The following is a 15,667-nucleotide window of genomic DNA, read 5'->3' on the forward strand; positions in this document are numbered from 1 at the left end:
GGGCAAGCTAGACCAATTCAATCCGAGCCATTTCCGCAGCGTCGCCTTTGCGGAAGCCCATCTTGACAATCCGCGTGTAACCACCTGGGCGTTCGGCGTAAGCAGGAGCCACTTGGAACAAAAGGTTCATGGCAATCTTGCTGTGCAGCTTCGAAAGCGCCATCCGGCGATTGTGGGGAGTATCAAAGCGACCCAATGAAATCAATTTTTCAACTTCTGGTTGAACTGCGCGGGCCTTGGCATCAGTGGTTGTAATGCCGCGATGCTCAATAATCGCAATCATCAAGCTGCGGTATAAGGCTTTGCGCTGAGCCGTTGGCCGGCCCATCTTCTTGCCAGACTTGCGGTGTCTCATGAAACGATCCTCGTCTATTCAGCGCTACCGTCGTTCAGACGGGCAGCGACATTGGTGTTCAGAATAGCGGAGTTGAAAGGCAAGGTTGGCAGTAAATTGCGCTCGATTAATTTCTCGCGAATTTCGTCCATGGATTTTTGCCCCAAGTTCCGCACAGCCAGCAGTTGCTTCTCGTCCATCTCCAGCACTTGCCCAACCTTGGTGATGTCGGCACGCTTGAGACAGTTGTAGGTGCGGGTTGAAAGGTCAAGATCTTCGATAGGCATATCGTAGATCTCGCTGGGAATAACCAGACCATTGGCATCGCCAACTTGCTCTTGTTCATCGTCAAAGCGATTGAAATCGGCGATGATCGATGAATATTGAACCAGCACTTGCGCGGCGTAGCTGAGAGCATCGCCTGGCTTAACCGTGCCATCAGTCCAAATTTCAAGCAACAAACGGTCGAAGTCGGTCATCCCGCCAATGCGGGTGTGTTCCACAACGTAGTTAACCTTGTGCACCGGCGTGAAGATCGCATCCACCGGGATTTCGCCAATCGGCACCGGGTCACGATTTTCAGCTGGCAGATAGCCGCGGTGACGTTCCACGGTCAACTCCATGTCCAAGCGAGCATCGGAGCTATCGAGGGTTGCGATGTAGTGATCGGGGTTAACGATCTCCACATTTGAAGGGCATTCAATATCGCTTGCCCGCACCACGCCTGGGCCAGTCTTGGATAAAATCATCTTGACTGGGCGTTCGGCGTAGGAGCGCAAACGAATGCCTTTCACATTTAACACAATCTCGGTAGCATCTTCACGCACGCCTTGAATTGGCGAAAACTCGTGGAAAATCCCATCAATTTTAATCTTGATGACCGCTGCCCCAGGGATGGACGACAACAACACCCGTCGCAGCGCGTTCCCTAATGTGTGCCCGTACCCGGGATCCAGAGGCTCAATTTTGAACCGCCCATAGTTCTCCGCCGCTGCGACACATTCGAGTTTGGGCATTGCAATGTCTAGCACGTATCCGCCTCCTGCTGGGATAGTGATACCGATTACGTCCGATTAGCGGCTGTAGAATTCAACAATCAACTGCTCGTTAATCGACATATCCAACTCTTCGCGTGATGGGAAGGTTTGCACAACCCCTTCCATCTTGCCAGCGTCAAGTGACAACCAGCTAGGTGGTGACACGCGATTGAGTTGTTTGGTTTCTTCGAGATCTTTGAAATAATCGCGTTTGCGGCTTTCGGCCCGCACGCCAATTACATCGCCAACTTCAACCAAGGCTGAAGGAATATCGGTTTTGCGGCCATTCACGGTAATATGACCGTGGTTGACCAACTGGCGAGCTTGGGCGCGAGTTACTGCATAGCCTAAGCGGAACACCACATTATCGAGGCGACGTTCCAAGATTTGCAAGAGCACAGCACCGGTTTGGCCGGTGGTACGGGTCGCAATGCCATAATAGCGGCGGAACTGGCGTTCCAAAACACCATAGATCCGGCGAACTTTTTGCTTCTCGCGCAACTGAACACCATAATCAGACAATTGTCGTCGTCGGACTGAAGCCCCATGTTGGCCAGGGGGCTGGCTCCCACGGCGCTCAAGCACCTTGCGGCCACTGTTACCGCTCTTGAGCATTAGGTCAACGCCTTCGCGGCGTGACAATTTACATACTGGACCAGTATATCGAGCCATGTTCTTGTTTGTCCCTTCGCAATTCCTAATTGCCAAGGCAGTTTACACACCGACTCCTATTTCCACGTATAGGAACAGCCGTGCTTCATCCTGCTCACGTATTTTAATCGTGGCGTTGCTACTACACACTTCGTCGGCAGCATGCTGCCGCGAAGCCATTACACGCGGCGGCGCTTTGGTGGGCGACAACCATTGTGTGGGATTGGCGTAACATCGGTGATTGCAATAACCGACAAGCCAGTAGCTTGCAGTGCCCGCACCGCTGATTCACGGCCAGCGCCTGGGCCTTTTACATACACTTCGACGACGCGCATGCCGTTATCCATGGCTTTGCGTGCTGCTTGTTCAGCAGTTACTTGGGCTGCATAGGGAGTGCTTTTGCGTGAGCCTTTGAAGCCACTTGCGCCAGCGCTGCTCCAGCAAACCACGTTACCAGCTGGGTCGGTGATCGTAACGATCGTGTTGTTAAAGGTTGCTTGCACGTGAGCTTGGCCACGCGGCACATTTTTACGCTCACGGCGACGACCGCGTTGAGGGCGGCGAGCTGCTCCCGCTTTTGCTTGTTTCGCCATTCAAGGCCTCCGAAATAGCGTTGAAAATAAAAATTCAGGAAATTACTTCTTGGTAGCTTTCTTCTTGCCACCGATTGCTGCGCCTTTTTTACCACGGCGGGTACGGGCGTTAGTTTTGGTGCGTTGACCGCGCAATGGCAAGCCTTTGCGGTGACGAATCCCACGGTAGCAGCCAATATCCATCAAACGCTTGATGTTCAATTGAACAGCCCGACGCAAATCGCCTTCAACGGTGTAATCTTGGTCGATGATTTCGCGCAAACGAATCACTTCGTCTTCGGTCAAATCTTTGACCCGAACATTTGGATTGATATTGGTGCGAGCCAGAATTTCAGTGCTGGTGGTGCGACCAATCCCGTAGATGTAGGTAAGGGAAATTTCCACCCGTTTGTTGCGGGGAATATCAACCCCTGAAATACGTGCCATTCGATGCTCCTCTTAGCCTTGCCGTTGCTTATGCTTCGGGGTGCGGCTGCAAATGATGCGGACAACGCCCTTACGACGAATGACCCGGCAATATTCACAGCGTGGTTTAACTGATGGTTGAACTTTCATCGGAACCTCGCTCGTAGACACACAACAATCCAACCCCCAGTCCGCTTCGGCCCGAGGCATTGGTTGCGGTGGTCAGTGTGTTATCTGTACCGATAAGTAATACGGCCACGAGTCGGATCATAGGGCGAGAGTTCGACTAGCACGCGATCGCCTTTGAGAATCCGAATATAATTCATCCGAATCCGGCCAGAGACATGTGCTAATACTTCCAGCCCGTTATCCAACGCTACTTTAAACATCGCGTTTGGCAGTGGCTCAGTAATAACGCCCTCGACCTCAATGACATCCTTCTTCTTGGCCATATAACTCCTTAAAACTAGCACATCAGCGGTGGCAATGGTCGCATGCGTTGCGAGTGGTGCGCGATTGCCCCAAAGGATAATCCGTCACTGGGCTGTGCAATACGCCAGCAGACGGTGTATAGCATACGCAGCAAGCTAGAAGCATAGGCCGTCGGCCCATGCTTCTGCATCGGTACCTATTACTATACCACAAATTTAGCACGGCTTTGCCGATTCAATTGCTTGAACCATGCGTGCAGTAATATCGTCGATATCGCCAAGGCCATCAATTTCGTGCAAGATTCCTTGCGTGCGATAATGGGCAATTAATGGCGATGTTTGGGCTTCGTAAACATCAAGTCGATGGTTGATCGTCTCAAGGTTGTCATCGCTGCGTTGGTACAAATCGCCTTCGCAGAGATCACAAACACCCTCGACTTTTGGTGCTCGGAAGTATGTATTATATACAGCTTGACATTTTCTGCAAGTCCAGCGCCCAATCACCCGTTGAATCAACACATCTTTATCGACATGCAGCAACAACACGGCGTTGATCGCATCGTTATGTTCAGCTAGGGCTGCTTGCAGGGCTTCGGCTTGTTGAGGCGTTCGTGGAAACCCATCGAAAATCACCCCATTTTCACAATCGGGTTGGCGTACCCGTTCCAAAACCATGCCAATCACAACATCATCGGGCACAAGCTCGCCTTTATCGAGATACGATTGGGCGAGTTTGCCCAGTGGTGTGCCTTCACGCACAGCCGCCCGAAACATATCGCCGCTGGCAATATGCTTCATGCCGGTTGCTGCTTCCAACTCAGTTGCCTGGGTTCCTTTGCCCGCTCCAGGCGAACCAAGCAAAATGATGTTCATAGGTCAGTGCTCCTCGGTGAGTCAGCAAAGGATGGCGAACGCCGTTGTTCGCCATAGCGCCGCCTGCCCACAGCAGTTAGCGTTTCTTAGCGCGAGATGAAGCCTTCGTAATTGCGCATCATCATTTGGGCTTCGAGTTGGCGCATGGTATCGACCGCCACACCAACCACAATCAACAAACCGGTGCTGCTAAAGCCAATTTGCAAGCCGGTAATTTGTTGCACAAAATAGGGCAAGGCTGCAACTACCGCCAAGCCAACCGCGCCAATCAAGGTGATGCGGTTCAAGACTTTGGTCAAATAGACTTCGGTGTTGCGACCTGGGCGAATGCCTGGAATAAAGCCGCCGTTGCGTTGCAACATTTCAGGCAAATTTTGTTGGTTGAACATCACCAAGGCATAGAAGTAGGTGAAGAGCAAGACCAATACAAACATCGCCAAGGTAAAGGCCAAGCCATTCGGGCCAAAGCTATTGACGAAGAAGTTGGCAACGCCATTGAAGAAGCCCGAACCGTTGGGATTCCAGAAGTAGGAAGCAACGGTGCTGGGGAAAATCAAAATGCTTTGGGCGAAGATCAAGGGAATCATCCCAGCCATATTGACCTTTAATGGCAAGTGGCTTGATTGACCGCCATAGACCTTGTTGCCGCGCACGCGCTTGGCATATTGAACTGGAATGCGGCGTTGGCCTTCGGTGATCAACACAATCCCCACCACGGTCGCCAAGGTCACGATCAGCAGCAAAATCCCGCCGATGACGTTATTGCCTGAGCTTGAGGTGGTGATTGCTTGATAAACCATACTTGGCAGAGCCGTAACAATCCCGCCGAAGATAATCATCGAGAGCCCATTACCAATCCCGCGTTCGTCGATCAACTCACCCATCCAAACCAAGAACATCGAGCCTGAAACCATAATCGTCAAGATCGAGAAGGTTTGGAAGAAGTTTTCGGTGATGCTGAAATTCAACGTACCGAACAAATTAATCCCGCTGTTGATCAAGGATTTAATTTGGCCATAGCCTTGGAGATAGGCCAGTGGCACGGTGAGGAAATACTGATAGCGCTGAATACGATTGCGGCCCTGCTCACCCTCTTTGCTCAATTGCTCCAGCGCTGGGATCAACGGAATCAGCAACTGCATAATAATTTGAGCCGTGATGTAGGGATAGACCCCCATGGCTGCGACCGAGAACTGCCGCAACGCCCCACCCGAGAGCAAGTTGAGGAAGTTAGCCAAATCGCTCAACGGCAACTGACCATTAAACAACCGATCGAGTTCGGCTGTATCGACCCCTGGCACTGGGATAGCCGCGATAAAGCGGAAGATCACCAGCATCATCATGGTGAACAAAATTTTCTTACGCACTTCGGCGATTTTAAGCGCGTTGACCACAGCTTGAAGCATGGAATTCTCCTGTGCAATGCACGAATGACCTTCATTTGCAAACGGCGTAGCCTTGGGCAAAGCCCGCTACGCCGTCGCAAGAGAAGGTCATCGCATCACCATTGTTTAGGCGGCAGCGTCAATCAGTTCAACTGAACCGCCCGCAGCCTCAATTTTTTGGCGAGCGCTGGCGCTAACCTTGTGGACACGCACCTTGAGGGCTACGTTCAGGTCGCCATCGCCGAGGACTTTGATCGGTTGCTTGAGGTTTTTGATCAAGCCGACTTCGCGCAGTGCTTCTGGCGTTACATCGCCATTGTTCCATTCGATCAAATCACCGACATTAACGACGGTATATTCAACCCGGAAACGGTTGGTAAAGCCACGCTTGTAGGGCATCCGGCGGACCAAAGGATTTTGACCACCTTCAAAGTGTGGGTAGGGGTTTGGCCCTGAACGAGCCTTTTGACCCATCATACCTTTACCAGAGGTCTTACCTTTGCCCGAACCATGACCACGACCAACGCGCTTGCTTTTGCGTGTTGAGCCTGGTGCTGGCTTCAGATCATGCAATTTCATTACTTGGCCTCCGTCGCAGTCACTTCCTCGACAGTTACCAAGTGCTTGATCTTGAAGATCATCCCACGGACAACCGGAGTATCTGGAAGTTCGACCACCTGGTTCAATTTGCGCAAGCCGAGTGAGCGCACGGTATCTTTTTGCGCTTGGCTATAGCCGATTGAACTCTTTTTATAAGTAATACGCAAAGTCATCGTTACTCCTCCGTACCGCTGATAACGGCGCGGCTTTGGCCGCTCAGGCGGAATGACGATGCGGCGCGACCACGGCGACGGCCTTCTTCTTGCGGAGTCCGCAATTCAGAAAGTGCCTTCAAGGTAGCTCGCACTACATTGACTGAGTTGTTGCTGCCCAATGATTTGGTCAGAACGTCCTTGATGCCAGCGGCTTCAAGCACGGCCCGCACGCCACCACCAGCGATAACGCCGGTACCAGCTGAGGCTGGCTTGAGCAACACTTTTGATGCTTTATAGGTTGACACAATTTCATGTGGAATGGTGGTTCCGATAACGGAAACCGCGATCATATTGCGTTTGGCTGATTCAGCGCCCTTACGGATCGCCTCAGGTACTTCAGAAGCCTTGCCCATCCCTAGCCCGACATTGCCGTTGCCATCGCCAACGACTACGACGGTGCTAAAGTTGAAGCGGCGGCCACCCTTGACCACTTTCGCGACGCGGTTGATCTGGACAACTCGTTCGTCCAGTTCAACTTCATCAGCGCCAGTTCGATTTCGCTTCGCCACGTTGCCTCCAGAGTTGATTAGAATTCAAGTCCGCCTTCGCGTGCCCCTTCGGCAACAGCTTTCACACGACCGTGATATTTGTAGCCACCGCGATCGAACACCACTTTGGTAATCCCAGCGGCGCGAGCACGTTCTGCAACGGCCTTGCCAACTGAATGTGCTTGTTCGAGCTTGCGTTGCTCACCAAGGCTGCCGCGTAATTCGGTATCGATCGTTGACGCGGAAACAAGCGTATGACCAGCGAGATCATCGATCACTTGGGCATAGATATTCAGGCCTGAGCGAAACACATTCAAGCGTGGGCGCTCGGGCGTACCACTGAGTTGACCACGAAGCCGACGATGCCGTCGGGCCCGCAATTCGCGGGATGTAAATTTCGACATTGCTATATTTCTCCTGTAGGTGGGTTAGGCGGCGCGTTAGTGATGCCACGCTACGCCGCCGCCAACAGCCTACTTCTTACCAGCTTTACCGGCCTTGCGGCGGATCACTTCGTCGCTGTACTTGATGCCTTTGCCCAAGTAGGGTTCGGGTGGACGCAGCTTACGAATATTGGCTGCTTGGTCGCCAACTTTTTGCTTGTTGGGACCTTTGATCACAACCCGACGCTCGGCTACTTCAAAGCTATTGCCTTCGTATGGCTCAACCCGCACTGGGTGCGAGAAGCCAAGTGAAAGCACCAAAGTTTTGCCATCAAGTGTAGCGCGGTAGCCTGTACCATTCATTTCGAGCGTTTTTTCAAAGCCCTTGGTTACGCCATCGACCATATTGGCGACCAGCGTCCGTGAGAGACCGTGAAAAGCGCGAGCCTGACGGCTATCGTTGACGCGGGTAATTTCTACCGTTGCGCCATTGATATTAACCGTAACTTCAGGCCGAATTGATTCGCTCAAGGTTCCTTTGGGGCCTTTGACCGTGACCAGATTATTACTGTCAACGTTCACAGTTACGCCAGCTGGAACTTCAATCGGTTTACGACCGATACGTGACATGGGTCATTTCCTCCACGAGTGATGACGGTAATGCTACCGTTGTCCTCGTTTAGTATTACCAAATGTAACAAACAATTTCGCCGCCAACGCCTGCTTTCCAAGCGGCATCACCGGTCATCAACCCCTTAGGAGTTGAAAGGATGCTCAAGCCCAAACCATTACGCACCCGAGGAATCTCGTTGCGCTTGGTGTAGACCCGCAAACCTGGGCGGCTAACCCGCTTCAAGCCGGTAATGACTGGCTTGCGGTCAGCAGCATATTTCAAGGTCAACACCAAGTTTGAGAATGGTGTGCCTTCTTGAACTTCAAAGCTCTTGATATAGCCTTCGGCTTGCAAAATTTCAGCAATACCGCGCTTGATTTTCGACAATGGAATCGTCACCGTTTGGTGACGCGCCATACCCGCGTTGCGGATGCGTGTCAGCAGGTCGGCAATTGGATCATTAACGCTCACTAGCTCGTCCTCCTGGTTCTACCAGCTTGATTTTGTTACACCGGGAATCAGCCCCTGTGATGCCAACTCGCGGAAGCAGATCCGGCAGATACCAAATTTTCGCATGTACGCCCGAGGCCGACCACAGCGCTTGCAGCGATTGTATCCCTGCGTTGAAAATTTTGGTGCGCGATTCGCCTTGACGATCATTGATTTCTTAGCCATAGACTGTTTTGGCCTCCCAGTTAAGAGTCGTTGGTTCACTACACCTGTAGTGCCTGACCAACTCTAGTCACGAAACGGCATCCCCAACGCCTTCAACAAAGCAAAGCCTTGTTCGTCGTTTGGAGCGGTGGTAACAATCGCCACCTCAAGACCACGGATTTTATCGACTTTATCGTATTCGATTTCAGGGAAGATGATTTGTTCCCGAATACCGATACTGTAGTTTCCGCGACCATCGAACGATTTGCGGCTTAAGCCTTGGAAGTCGCGGATACGGGGTAACGCCAAGTTGACCAGACGATCATAGAAATCGTACATCCGGTCGTTGCGCAGGGTTACCATTGCGCCGATCGGCATACCTTGGCGGAGTTTGAAGGCTGCCAACGATTTCTTAGCGCGGGTTACAACTGGCTTTTGACCTGCAATCATGGTCAAGTCGCCGATAGCTGCTTCCACCGCTTTGGGGTTTTGCAACGCTTCACCTAAGCCAATGTTGATGACGATCTTGGTAATCCGAGGCACTTGCATAGGGGACTTAAAGCCAAAGTCCTTGAACAATGCAGGAGCCACGGTCTTCAAATAGACATCCTTAAGACGTGCCATGGGTTCCTCACTTCTGGGGTTCGGCGGCAGCATTGGTAACCAAGGCTACCAAACGGTTGCGGCACAACTGCGCCAGCCCAGATGGCAAATACGATAGTTCCAACCAAATGAGTAGTCAGCAACCAAGGGTTGTTCATTGCTCATTTGTCTTCGACCTTGCTAATTAGGCAACGTCGGCATTGCATTGTTTGCAAACACGAACTTTTTTGCCTTCGTCATTGACGCGATGGCCAGTGCGTGAAGGCTTGCCACATGCTGGGCAGATCAACATGACTTTTGAGACATGCAAGGCTGCTTCAACTTCGAGGATACCGCCTTGGCGATTTCCCATTGGCTTTACGTGTTTTTTAACAATATTAACATTTTCAACGACGACGCGTTCTTTTTTGGGCAAAGACAGCTTGATTACACCTTCGCGGCCTTTTTCGCGCCCACTAAGGACCACTACGCGGTCGCCCTTTTTGACGTGCATGGTTTTGCCTCCATAGTGTCACCGCTATGTGGTTGCCCACAAGCGTTGTATTGTACCACAGCTCGTGAAGAATGTTACAACACTTCTGGAGCAAGTGAGATGATCTTCATGTACTGCTTTTCGCGCAATTCACGGGCGACCGGCCCAAAGATACGCGTGCCGCGAGGGTTGCCTTGTTGGTTGATAATGACAGCAGCATTATCATCAAACTGAATCATTGAGCCATCGGGGCGGGTATAGCCCTTTTTGACCCGAACGATCACGGCGCGAACAACTTCGCCCTTTTTGGCTGAGCCACCTGGGTTGGCTTGCTTGACGGTTGCGATAATCGTATCGCCAACGCTAGCATAGCGGCGCTTGGTGCCACCGAGTACCCGAATACACAACAGCTCTTTTGCGCCTGTGTTATCGGCAACCCGCATACGAGATTCTTGCTGGATCACGACGAGGCCTCCTCGGTTTCGCCTTCAACGGTTACTACGTCTTGGCGCAGAACATTCAAGCCTTCGCGGCGGTTTTTGGTGGCGATTTCAACCACGCGCCAGCGCTTGAGCTTGCTCAAGGGGCGGGTTTCTTCGATCACCACGGTATCGCCTACATGGCATTCGTTGTTTTCATCATGAGCGTAAAACTTGCTGGTTTGACGCACGGTTTTGCGATACAACGGGTGCGGGCGCAGGTAATCGACCGCAACTACCACGGTTTTGTTCATTTTATTGCTGACAACCCGACCAACTTTTTGCTTGCGGCTATCAGTTGTTGCTAAATGCTCGTTCATTAATTTCCCTCCGCCACCAAGGTGCGTTCGTGGATGACCGTTTTGGCGCGGGCGATATCTTTTTTCAACAACCGCACGCGGGCGGTGTTGGTCAATTTGCCAACTGATTTTTGGAAACGCATGGTGAACAACTCTTGTTTGTTATCGTTGATCAACTTTTCCAAATCAGCGTTACTCATGTCGCGCAGTTCACTAGCCTTCATTTGAGCCAACCTCCTGCGATGCCTTGGTTACGAATTTGCACTTGACTGGCAATTTTTGGGCAGCGCGGCGCAGTGCTTCTTGGGCCACATCTTCGGGCACGCCGTTCAATTCGAACAACACGCGACCTGGCTTGATCACTGCGACATAGTATTCAACTGAACCTTTACCGGAACCCATCCGTGTTTCAGCAGGCTTTTGGGTAATTGGACGATCTGGGAAGATCCGAATCCAAACTTTACCGCCCCGCTTCACATAGTTGGTGATGGTACGGCGGGCCGACTCGATTTGGCGACTGGTGATCCAGCCAGCTTCGAGCGAGACCAAACCAAAATCACCGAATGCCACAGTTGCGCCGCGTTGTGCAATACCCTTGATGTTACGAGGGCGGTGTGGGCGGCGATATTTCATCTGCTTGGGCATTAACATGGTTTACGACCCCTTGCCCGAACGAGTGTTGGTTTTTGGCGCATCGGCTGCTGCAGTTGCAGATTGGCGTTCGCGTTGACCAAGCACATCGCCCTTATAAATCCAAACTTTAACCCCGATCCGGCCATAGGTAGTGTGAGCATGCACCAAGGCGTAGTCAATGTCTGCGCGGATGGTGTGCAAAGGCACACGACCTTCACGTTCCCACAATGAGCGGCTCATTTCAGCGCCACCCAAACGGCCAGAGCATTTGACTTTGATGCCTTGAGCACCAAGCCGCATGGCACGTTGGGTTGCTTGCTTCATGGCACGTTTGTGTGAAACCCGCTTGCTGATTTGTTCAGCAACGCTTTCGGCCACCAGGTAAGCATTTAATTCAGGCTGGTGAATTTCTTGAATATTCAAGCGCACCTTTTTGCCTGTAAGTTTTTCAATTTGGTTTTTGAGGGTATCGACGTTCGCGCCGCGTTTGCCAATGACAATCCCTGGCTTAGCCGTGTGGATGGTCACTTCAACCCGATTGGCTGAGCGTTCGATATCAACAAGTGCTACACCAGCATTTTTCAACTCATCGGCACCTTCGATATATTTACGCAGTGCCAAGTCTTGGTGCAGTTGTTCGGTATAGTTACGCTCGGCAAACCACTTCGATTTCCAATCTTTGATGATGCCGAGGCGGAATCCATTCGGATGCACTTTACGACCCAAGAGATCCTCCTAAGATAGTGATGAACTAAAGGATGAAGTATGAAGGCCATCATTGCACGATGCCTTCATCATTCATGCTTTATATTCTACAAGACTTCGCCGTCATCGACGATCACGGTAATGTGTGACGAACGCTTCAAGATACGATCACCACGGCCACGTGCACGAGGCATATAGCGCTTGAGCACTGGACCAGCATCGACCATAATCGTTTTAACGACCAGATCCTCGGGTGACATTTGATAGTTGTGATCGGCATTGGCCTTGGCCGACTTGATCACGCGGGCAATTTCTGGGGCTGCCTTGTGGGGCAGATATTGCAAAATCCCCAGCGCTTCCGTCACATTTTTACCGCGCACGAGGTCGGCAACCAGCCGAACTTTTTGCGGCGACATGCGGAAGTTACGCAGAATGGCTTTAGCTTGCATTGCGCACCTCTTACTTTAATTTGCCGCGCTTGTCGGCCTTTTTGCCACCGTGCCCACGGAATGTGCGGGTCGGCGCGAATTCACCCAACTTATGACCAACCATGTTTTCAGTGATATACACTGGCACGTGACGGCGGCCATCATGGACAGCGATGGTATGACCAACCATCTGAGGGAAGATGGTTGAATCGCGTGACCACGTTTTGAGTGGGCGCTTTTCATTGCCACGATTCATCGTTTCAACGCGGCTCAAGAGCCGAACGTCAACGAATGGACCTTTTTTGGTTGAACGAGACATTCGTTTCCTTCCTTTAGTTGCAGTAGTTGTTGTCACTACTCACGAGGGAGAAGGCGCTGCACGAGTTATCGGAACCCAGTGCAGCGGCGGCCAAGCCGCCCTTGCTCCAAGGTGAGGAGCGCCATCACAACGAAGCGCTCCCCAGGGATTATTTTTGCTTGCGAGTCCGCACGATAAAGCGTTGGGTGCGGGGGTTGTGGCGGGTCTTCTTGCCCATTGCTGGCTTGCCCCATTTGGTTTTGGGGTTCATACCGGTTGGGGCCCGACCTTCACCACCACCGTGTGGGTGATCAACAGGGTTCATTGCTGAACCACGCACGACTGGGCGACGGCCCAACCAGCGGCTGCGACCAGCTTTCCCAATCATAATGTTTTGGTGATCAACATTGCCGACTTGACCCAAGGTAGCCATACACTTGATGTGCACCATGCGCATTTCGCCAGATGGCAAACGCACAGTGGCATAGTTACCTTCGCGGGCCATCAATTGGGCGGTGTTACCAGCACTGCGCACCAATTGGCCACCACGACCAGGGGTCAATTCGATGTTGTGAATTTGCGAACCGATTGGGATATTGGCCAATGGCAAAGCATTACCAACGCGAATTTCAGCGTTAGGGCCAGCCATCAAGGTATCGCCAACTTTCAAGCCCAATGGAGCAATGATATAGCGTTTTTCGCCGTCGGTGTAGTGCAACAAAGCGATATTCGCTGAGCGGTTTGGATCGTACTCAATCCCCGCTACTTTTGCTGGAATATCAAATTTCTTGCGCTTGAAATCGATCAAGCGATAGCGGCGCTTGTGGCCACCACCACGGTGACGGGTGGTAATGTGACCGTGATTGTTACGGCCAGCATGTTTCTTTAAGGGTTCGGTAAGCGACTTTTCTGGCTCGAACTTCGTGATTTCTGCGAAGTCCGAGACGGTCATGCCACGCCGACCCGGCGATGTCGGTTTATAGCGTTTGATGCCCACTGCGTAACCTCCTAGAGATCTTCGAAGATTTCGATCCGTTCGCCTGGAGCCAAGGTAACGATGGCTTTTTTCCAACTGCGGCTATAACCGCTTTGTTGGCCATTGCGAGTACGGCGAACTTTCAACTTACCCTTGACATTCATGGTGTTAACAGCTTTCACGTTGACGTTGAAAATCTGTTGCACAGCAGCCTTGATCATCGGCTTGTTGGCTTCTTGTGCCACCTCGAACGTGTATTTGCCCTCTTCCATCAACGCCGTATTTTTTTCGGTGATGACGGGGCGAATAATAATATCGTGCGCGTTCATCGGTTGCATCTCCTACTTTTTGCCCAGAATTGTTTCAACAACGCTGAGTGCCGACTTGGGCAAAATCAAGGTGTCGTAGGTCAACAGATCCCGAACATTCAGGTAGGCTGCCAACAAGGTCTTGACATTTGGCAGGTTGCTGGCTGATAACGTGATGTTATCGCTCTTTTCACCCAATGCCACCAGCGTCTTATCGCCGACTAAGGGCAAGTTTTTCAACAAAGCCAGGAAGTCTTTGGTTTTTGGTGCATTCAAGCTCAAATCATCTAAGAAAATGATTTGGTTTTCAGCGTATTTGGCCGAAAGTGCCGAGCGTACAGCTAAGCGGCGCATTTTGCGGGGCATAGCTTTGGTGTACTTGCGGGGCTTTGGCCCGTGAACAACACCACCACCTGAGTGATGGGGGGCGCGAATAGCGCCTTGGCGAGCGCGACCAGTACCTTTTTGGCGATACAACTTGCGCGTGCTACCACGTACTTCACCACGAGTCTTGGTGCTGTGAGTGCCCAAACGTGCATTAGCCAGTTGGCGAATGACTGCTTGGTGCATCACGGGAATGTTAGGCTCGATGCCGAAGATGTAGTCTTGCAGCTCAAGCGTGCCGATAGCTTGACCGGCTTGGTTATAAAGCTTGGCTTCCATGCGTCAACTCCTATTTCTTCGTGGCCTTAGCTGCCCGTGAGACCATCACCAAACCATTCTTAGCGCCTGGCACTGAGCCTTTAACTAAGATTACGTGGCGTTCAAGGTCAATTTTTACCACTTCCAAATTTTGAACGGTTACGCGATCATTGCCCATCCGACCAGCCATGCGCATGTTTTTCCAGACGCGGCCTGGGGTGGTGCCTGAACCAATCGAACCTGGGGCGCGATGGCGGTCGCTTTGACCGTGAGTTGCTGGGCCACCACGGAAACCGTGGCGCTTAACAACACCAGCAAAACCGCGACCTTTGCTTGTGCCGACGACATCAATCTTTTCGCCGATTTGGAAAATATCAACATTTACCACGTCGCCGACATTGTGTGCGTTCAAGTCAGTGGTTTTCACTTCGCGCATGAAGCGAACCAGCCGACCAGCAGCTTTCAGGTGTCCTTGAATTGGCTTCGTTACTTTTCGTGGTTTGATTTCGCCGAAGCCGAGTTGGACTGCTTCATAGCCATCCTTGTCCTTGGTGCGAAGTTGGGTGACCACACATGGGCCAGCTTCGATCACGGTGACAGGAATGGTTTCACCTTTTTCGGTGAAGATCTGGGTCATGCCAATTTTGCGACCCAAAATACCATTGAGCATTGGTTACTCCTTAGTCCATAGCGTGCGGAGCCTCTGGGCTACCACGCCCAGCCGTATTGGCTATGGCTCCAAGCGGGGTTCCCGATTAGAGCTTAATTTCAATATCCACACCAGCGGGCAAGTTGAGCTTCATCAAAGCATTGATCGTTTGCTGGCTTGGATCGATCACGTCAATCAGACGCTTGTGGGTCCGAATTTCGAACTGTTCTTGGCTGTCGCGGTCAATGAAGGGTGAGCGCAACACGCTGTATTTTTCGATCTTGGTCGGCAACGGCACTGGGCCAGCGACCTGGGCACCGGTGCGTTCTGCCGCATCCACGATCTGGCGTGCCGACTGATCCAAGATCTTGTGGTCATACGCCTTGAGGCGAATGCGAACTTTTTGCTTTGCCAACGTCATTACTCCTAAGCGCAAAAGAAGGCAGGTGTGACGGGCACACCTGCCAGCCGTTTTATAGCTTATGCGATGATTTCGGTCACGATGCCAGCACC

The 15,667-nt window shown here is 51.8% G+C and carries 30 protein-coding genes; all 30 read right to left on the reverse strand.

The genetic code is table 11. The features are described 5' to 3' along the window. Positions 1–7 precede the first annotated feature (7 nt). The gene (gene rplQ, locus DEF47_RS07140) at positions 8–355 is read right to left on the reverse strand and encodes a 50S ribosomal protein L17 (RefSeq protein WP_012192460.1); all 348 of its coding nucleotides are present in this window, start codon (positions 353–355) and stop codon (positions 8–10) included. 14 nt (positions 356–369) lie between these two features. After that, a complete protein-coding gene (locus tag DEF47_RS07145) occupies positions 370–1,365 on the reverse strand; it encodes a DNA-directed RNA polymerase subunit alpha (RefSeq protein ID WP_012192459.1) in 996 nt (331 codons plus the stop codon). 42 nt (positions 1,366–1,407) lie between these two features. Beyond that, positions 1,408–2,043 (reverse strand): 30S ribosomal protein S4, encoded by a 636-nt coding sequence (rpsD, locus tag DEF47_RS07150; protein WP_012192458.1) that lies wholly within the window; start codon positions 2,041–2,043, stop codon positions 1,408–1,410. Between the two features lie 158 nt (positions 2,044–2,201). Further along, a complete protein-coding gene (rpsK, locus tag DEF47_RS07155; RefSeq protein WP_012192457.1) occupies positions 2,202–2,615 on the reverse strand; it encodes a 30S ribosomal protein S11 in 414 nt (137 codons plus the stop codon). A gap of 42 nt (positions 2,616–2,657) precedes the next feature. Next, positions 2,658–3,041 carry a 30S ribosomal protein S13 gene (rpsM, locus tag DEF47_RS07160; RefSeq protein ID WP_012192456.1) on the reverse strand — a complete coding sequence of 128 codons (384 nt, stop codon included), beginning with the start codon at positions 3,039–3,041 and terminating at the stop codon, positions 2,658–2,660. 12 nt (positions 3,042–3,053) lie between these two features. Beyond that, on the reverse strand, positions 3,054–3,170 hold the full coding sequence (gene rpmJ / locus DEF47_RS07165; protein WP_083469996.1) for a 50S ribosomal protein L36: 117 nt from the start codon (positions 3,168–3,170) through the stop codon (positions 3,054–3,056). 80 nt (positions 3,171–3,250) lie between these two features. After that, positions 3,251–3,472 (reverse strand): translation initiation factor IF-1, encoded by a 222-nt coding sequence (gene infA / locus DEF47_RS07170; RefSeq protein WP_012192455.1) that lies wholly within the window; start codon positions 3,470–3,472, stop codon positions 3,251–3,253. Positions 3,473–3,667: 195 nt separating this feature from the next. Beyond that, positions 3,668–4,324 (reverse strand): adenylate kinase, encoded by a 657-nt coding sequence (locus DEF47_RS07175; protein ID WP_012192454.1) that lies wholly within the window; start codon positions 4,322–4,324, stop codon positions 3,668–3,670. Positions 4,325–4,410: 86 nt separating this feature from the next. Continuing rightward, a complete protein-coding gene (secY, locus tag DEF47_RS07180; RefSeq protein WP_012192453.1) occupies positions 4,411–5,730 on the reverse strand; it encodes a preprotein translocase subunit SecY in 1,320 nt (439 codons plus the stop codon). 105 nt (positions 5,731–5,835) lie between these two features. Next, the gene (gene rplO, locus DEF47_RS07185; RefSeq protein WP_012192452.1) at positions 5,836–6,288 is read right to left on the reverse strand and encodes a 50S ribosomal protein L15; all 453 of its coding nucleotides are present in this window, start codon (positions 6,286–6,288) and stop codon (positions 5,836–5,838) included. After that, entirely contained in the window at positions 6,288–6,482 is a 195-nt protein-coding gene (gene rpmD / locus DEF47_RS07190; protein ID WP_041304998.1) for a 50S ribosomal protein L30, read from the reverse strand. The genes rplO and rpmD overlap by 1 nt, the downstream gene beginning before the upstream one ends. A 2-nt stretch (positions 6,483–6,484) precedes the next feature. Next, positions 6,485–7,033, reverse strand: a complete 549-nt coding sequence (gene rpsE, locus DEF47_RS07195; RefSeq protein WP_012192450.1) for a 30S ribosomal protein S5 — start codon at positions 7,031–7,033, stop codon at positions 6,485–6,487. A gap of 17 nt (positions 7,034–7,050) precedes the next feature. Next, positions 7,051–7,416, reverse strand: a complete 366-nt coding sequence (rplR, locus tag DEF47_RS07200) for a 50S ribosomal protein L18 (protein ID WP_012192449.1) — start codon at positions 7,414–7,416, stop codon at positions 7,051–7,053. A 69-nt stretch (positions 7,417–7,485) separates the two neighbouring features. Then, positions 7,486–8,025, reverse strand: coding sequence for a 50S ribosomal protein L6 (gene rplF / locus DEF47_RS07205; protein WP_012192448.1), 540 nt, complete (start codon positions 8,023–8,025; stop codon positions 7,486–7,488). 55 nt (positions 8,026–8,080) lie between these two features. After that, positions 8,081–8,479, reverse strand: coding sequence for a 30S ribosomal protein S8 (gene rpsH, locus DEF47_RS07210; protein WP_012192447.1), 399 nt, complete (start codon positions 8,477–8,479; stop codon positions 8,081–8,083). A gap of 18 nt (positions 8,480–8,497) precedes the next feature. Further along, a complete protein-coding gene (locus DEF47_RS07215; RefSeq protein ID WP_012192446.1) occupies positions 8,498–8,683 on the reverse strand; it encodes a type Z 30S ribosomal protein S14 in 186 nt (61 codons plus the stop codon). Positions 8,684–8,746: 63 nt separating this feature from the next. Then, a complete protein-coding gene (gene rplE / locus DEF47_RS07220; RefSeq protein WP_012192445.1) occupies positions 8,747–9,286 on the reverse strand; it encodes a 50S ribosomal protein L5 in 540 nt (179 codons plus the stop codon). A gap of 163 nt (positions 9,287–9,449) precedes the next feature. Then, positions 9,450–9,758 carry a 50S ribosomal protein L24 gene (gene rplX / locus DEF47_RS07225; protein ID WP_041304996.1) on the reverse strand — a complete coding sequence of 103 codons (309 nt, stop codon included), beginning with the start codon at positions 9,756–9,758 and terminating at the stop codon, positions 9,450–9,452. A 74-nt stretch (positions 9,759–9,832) separates the two neighbouring features. Then, positions 9,833–10,201 carry a 50S ribosomal protein L14 gene (gene rplN, locus DEF47_RS07230; RefSeq protein ID WP_012192443.1) on the reverse strand — a complete coding sequence of 123 codons (369 nt, stop codon included), beginning with the start codon at positions 10,199–10,201 and terminating at the stop codon, positions 9,833–9,835. Then, positions 10,198–10,536, reverse strand: a complete 339-nt coding sequence (gene rpsQ, locus DEF47_RS07235) for a 30S ribosomal protein S17 (protein ID WP_012192442.1) — start codon at positions 10,534–10,536, stop codon at positions 10,198–10,200. The genes rplN and rpsQ overlap by 4 nt, the downstream gene beginning before the upstream one ends. Further along, positions 10,536–10,739 (reverse strand): 50S ribosomal protein L29, encoded by a 204-nt coding sequence (rpmC, locus tag DEF47_RS07240; RefSeq protein ID WP_012192441.1) that lies wholly within the window; start codon positions 10,737–10,739, stop codon positions 10,536–10,538. The genes rpsQ and rpmC overlap by 1 nt, the downstream gene beginning before the upstream one ends. Next, complete coding sequence (rplP, locus tag DEF47_RS07245; protein ID WP_012192440.1) at positions 10,729–11,166, reverse strand: 50S ribosomal protein L16; 438 nt, start codon at positions 11,164–11,166, stop codon at positions 10,729–10,731. Before rplP ends, rpmC begins: the two co-directional genes overlap by 11 nt. 3 nt (positions 11,167–11,169) lie before the next feature. Next, positions 11,170–11,874 carry a 30S ribosomal protein S3 gene (gene rpsC, locus DEF47_RS07250; protein ID WP_041304994.1) on the reverse strand — a complete coding sequence of 235 codons (705 nt, stop codon included), beginning with the start codon at positions 11,872–11,874 and terminating at the stop codon, positions 11,170–11,172. 86 nt (positions 11,875–11,960) lie between these two features. Further along, the gene (rplV, locus tag DEF47_RS07255) at positions 11,961–12,302 is read right to left on the reverse strand and encodes a 50S ribosomal protein L22 (RefSeq protein ID WP_012192438.1); all 342 of its coding nucleotides are present in this window, start codon (positions 12,300–12,302) and stop codon (positions 11,961–11,963) included. A 10-nt stretch (positions 12,303–12,312) separates the two neighbouring features. Next, complete coding sequence (gene rpsS, locus DEF47_RS07260) at positions 12,313–12,600, reverse strand: 30S ribosomal protein S19 (protein ID WP_041304992.1); 288 nt, start codon at positions 12,598–12,600, stop codon at positions 12,313–12,315. A gap of 148 nt (positions 12,601–12,748) precedes the next feature. After that, positions 12,749–13,576 (reverse strand): 50S ribosomal protein L2, encoded by an 828-nt coding sequence (gene rplB / locus DEF47_RS07265; RefSeq protein ID WP_012192436.1) that lies wholly within the window; start codon positions 13,574–13,576, stop codon positions 12,749–12,751. A gap of 11 nt (positions 13,577–13,587) precedes the next feature. Beyond that, complete coding sequence (gene rplW, locus DEF47_RS07270; protein WP_012192435.1) at positions 13,588–13,884, reverse strand: 50S ribosomal protein L23; 297 nt, start codon at positions 13,882–13,884, stop codon at positions 13,588–13,590. Positions 13,885–13,896: 12 nt separating this feature from the next. Continuing rightward, the gene (gene rplD / locus DEF47_RS07275) at positions 13,897–14,526 is read right to left on the reverse strand and encodes a 50S ribosomal protein L4 (protein ID WP_012192434.1); all 630 of its coding nucleotides are present in this window, start codon (positions 14,524–14,526) and stop codon (positions 13,897–13,899) included. Between the two features lie 10 nt (positions 14,527–14,536). Beyond that, the gene (rplC, locus tag DEF47_RS07280; RefSeq protein WP_012192433.1) at positions 14,537–15,175 is read right to left on the reverse strand and encodes a 50S ribosomal protein L3; all 639 of its coding nucleotides are present in this window, start codon (positions 15,173–15,175) and stop codon (positions 14,537–14,539) included. Between the two features lie 85 nt (positions 15,176–15,260). Next, entirely contained in the window at positions 15,261–15,569 is a 309-nt protein-coding gene (rpsJ, locus tag DEF47_RS07285) for a 30S ribosomal protein S10 (protein ID WP_041307187.1), read from the reverse strand. Between the last annotated feature and the right edge of the window lie 98 nt (positions 15,570–15,667).

The sequence above is a fragment of the Herpetosiphon sp. genome, assembly GCF_003512625.1.
Classification (GTDB): Bacteria; Chloroflexota; Chloroflexia; order Chloroflexales; family Herpetosiphonaceae; genus Herpetosiphon; species Herpetosiphon aurantiacus.

What these genes read in the sequence shown, in the direction of transcription:
- rplQ (WP_012192460.1), bottom strand. Translation starts at nt 355, where the DNA reads ATGAGACACCGCAAGTCTGGCAAGAAGATGGGCCGGCCAACGGCTCAG.
- rpsD (WP_012192458.1), bottom strand. Translation starts at nt 2,043, where the DNA reads ATGGCTCGATATACTGGTCCAGTATGTAAATTGTCACGCCGCGAAGGC.
- rpsK (WP_012192457.1), bottom strand. Translation starts at nt 2,615, where the DNA reads ATGGCGAAACAAGCAAAAGCGGGAGCAGCTCGCCGCCCTCAACGCGGT.
- rpsM (WP_012192456.1), bottom strand. Translation starts at nt 3,041, where the DNA reads ATGGCACGTATTTCAGGGGTTGATATTCCCCGCAACAAACGGGTGGAA.
- rpmJ (WP_083469996.1), bottom strand. Translation starts at nt 3,170, where the DNA reads ATGAAAGTTCAACCATCAGTTAAACCACGCTGTGAATATTGCCGGGTC.
- infA (WP_012192455.1), bottom strand. Translation starts at nt 3,472, where the DNA reads ATGGCCAAGAAGAAGGATGTCATTGAGGTCGAGGGCGTTATTACTGAG.
- DEF47_RS07175 (WP_012192454.1), bottom strand. Translation starts at nt 4,324, where the DNA reads ATGAACATCATTTTGCTTGGTTCGCCTGGAGCGGGCAAAGGAACCCAG.
- secY (WP_012192453.1), bottom strand. Translation starts at nt 5,730, where the DNA reads ATGCTTCAAGCTGTGGTCAACGCGCTTAAAATCGCCGAAGTGCGTAAG.
- rplO (WP_012192452.1), bottom strand. Translation starts at nt 6,288, where the DNA reads ATGAAATTGCATGATCTGAAGCCAGCACCAGGCTCAACACGCAAAAGC.
- rpmD (WP_041304998.1), bottom strand. Translation starts at nt 6,482, where the DNA reads ATGACTTTGCGTATTACTTATAAAAAGAGTTCAATCGGCTATAGCCAA.
- rplR (WP_012192449.1), bottom strand. Translation starts at nt 7,416, where the DNA reads ATGTCGAAATTTACATCCCGCGAATTGCGGGCCCGACGGCATCGTCGG.
- rplF (WP_012192448.1), bottom strand. Translation starts at nt 8,025, where the DNA reads ATGTCACGTATCGGTCGTAAACCGATTGAAGTTCCAGCTGGCGTAACT.
- DEF47_RS07215 (WP_012192446.1), bottom strand. Translation starts at nt 8,683, where the DNA reads ATGGCTAAGAAATCAATGATCGTCAAGGCGAATCGCGCACCAAAATTT.
- rplE (WP_012192445.1), bottom strand. Translation starts at nt 9,286, where the DNA reads ATGGCACGTCTTAAGGATGTCTATTTGAAGACCGTGGCTCCTGCATTG.
- rplX (WP_041304996.1), bottom strand. Translation starts at nt 9,758, where the DNA reads ATGCACGTCAAAAAGGGCGACCGCGTAGTGGTCCTTAGTGGGCGCGAA.
- rpsQ (WP_012192442.1), bottom strand. Translation starts at nt 10,536, where the DNA reads ATGAACGAGCATTTAGCAACAACTGATAGCCGCAAGCAAAAAGTTGGT.
- rpmC (WP_012192441.1), bottom strand. Translation starts at nt 10,739, where the DNA reads ATGAAGGCTAGTGAACTGCGCGACATGAGTAACGCTGATTTGGAAAAG.
- rplP (WP_012192440.1), bottom strand. Translation starts at nt 11,166, where the DNA reads ATGTTAATGCCCAAGCAGATGAAATATCGCCGCCCACACCGCCCTCGT.
- rplV (WP_012192438.1), bottom strand. Translation starts at nt 12,302, where the DNA reads ATGCAAGCTAAAGCCATTCTGCGTAACTTCCGCATGTCGCCGCAAAAA.
- rpsS (WP_041304992.1), bottom strand. Translation starts at nt 12,600, where the DNA reads ATGTCTCGTTCAACCAAAAAAGGTCCATTCGTTGACGTTCGGCTCTTG.
- rplW (WP_012192435.1), bottom strand. Translation starts at nt 13,884, where the DNA reads ATGAACGCGCACGATATTATTATTCGCCCCGTCATCACCGAAAAAAAT.
- rplD (WP_012192434.1), bottom strand. Translation starts at nt 14,526, where the DNA reads ATGGAAGCCAAGCTTTATAACCAAGCCGGTCAAGCTATCGGCACGCTT.
- rplC (WP_012192433.1), bottom strand. Translation starts at nt 15,175, where the DNA reads ATGCTCAATGGTATTTTGGGTCGCAAAATTGGCATGACCCAGATCTTC.